Origin of the sequence: Corynebacterium evansiae, assembly GCF_027570065.1 — a bacterium.
Classification (GTDB): Bacteria; Actinomycetota; Actinomycetes; order Mycobacteriales; family Mycobacteriaceae; genus Corynebacterium; species Corynebacterium evansiae.
In genome coordinates this window covers 1-1,256 of sequence record NZ_JAKMUT010000022.1, presented here as the reverse complement: position 1 = coordinate 1,256, position 1,256 = coordinate 1, and the positions used below count along the sequence as shown (strand labels likewise).

The following is a 1,256-nucleotide window of genomic DNA, read 5'->3' as shown; positions in this document are numbered from 1 at the left end:
GGAATCGTAAATAAAACCCCCACACCTAGCGCCCACCGTTTACGGCATGGACTACCAGGGTATCTAATCCTGTTCGCTACCCATGCTTTCGCTCCTCAGCGTCAGTAACTGCCCAGAGACCTGCCTTCGCCATCGGTGTTCCTCCTGATATCTGCGCATTTCACCGCTACACCAGGAATTCCAGTCTCCCCTACAGCACTCTAGTTATGCCCGTATCGCCTGCACGCCCGAAGTTAAGCCCCGGGATTTCACAGACGACGCGACAAACCACCTACGAGCTCTTTACGCCCAGTAATTCCGGACAACGCTCGCACCCTACGTATTACCGCGGCTGCTGGCACGTAGTTAGCCGGTGCTTCTTATCCAGGTACCGTCACCACAAAGTGGCTTCTTCCCTAGCGAAAGGAGTTTACAACCCGAAGGCCGTCATCCCCCACGCGGCGTCGCTGCATCAGGCTTGCGCCCATTGTGCAATATTCCCCACTGCTGCCTCCCGTAGGAGTCTGGGCCGTGTCTCAGTCCCAATGTGGCCGTACACCCTCTCAGGCCGGCTACCCGTCGTCGCCTTGGTAGGCCATTACCCCACCAACAAGCTGATAGGCCGCGGGCTCATCTTGCACCGAAAAAACTTTCCACCACACACACTAAAGCATGGTCCTATCCGGTATTAGACCCAGTTTCCCAGGCTTATCCCGAAGTGCAAGGCAGATCACCCACGTGTTACTCACCCGTTCGCCACTCGAGTACCCCTTGCAAGCAAGGAGCCTTTCCGTTCGACTTGCATGTGTTAAGCACGCCGCCAGCGTTCGTCCTGAGCCAGGATCAAACTCTCCATAAAAATGCCATCAGACACATGGTGAGCCTGAAAACCAGGCAAAAATAAACAAAATTACTGACAAAAGAATTGAAAAAAGGATAAATAAATCACATCAACCAACACCAACAACACAAAACGCTGCTGGTTATTGATCAGACACAACATACATCCCAAACTTTCCAAAACCTCTATCAGCCCAACAAGCACCCATAAAAAGGCGACTCTTGCTGGGATACGCACATTACATATCGTGGAAGCGTTAACCCCACGCTGGCGTAACCACCACCAACCCACAATCCATGCGAGCTAGTGGAGCACTGAAACAAGTCACAAAAGTGATAAAGACATACAATGCATCAGAATCAACACAAAGGTTGGTCAACAAAGTATCTAAACTTGGTTCATCACGCTATTGAGTTCTCAAACAACCTACGCACAC

At 51.4% G+C, this 1,256-nt stretch carries 1 rRNA gene; it reads right to left on the bottom strand.

The window, feature by feature from the left end:
- A 16S ribosomal RNA gene (locus L8V00_RS09965) occupies positions 1-838 on the bottom strand; the annotation flags it as partial.
- Between the last annotated feature and the right edge of the window lie 418 nt (positions 839-1,256).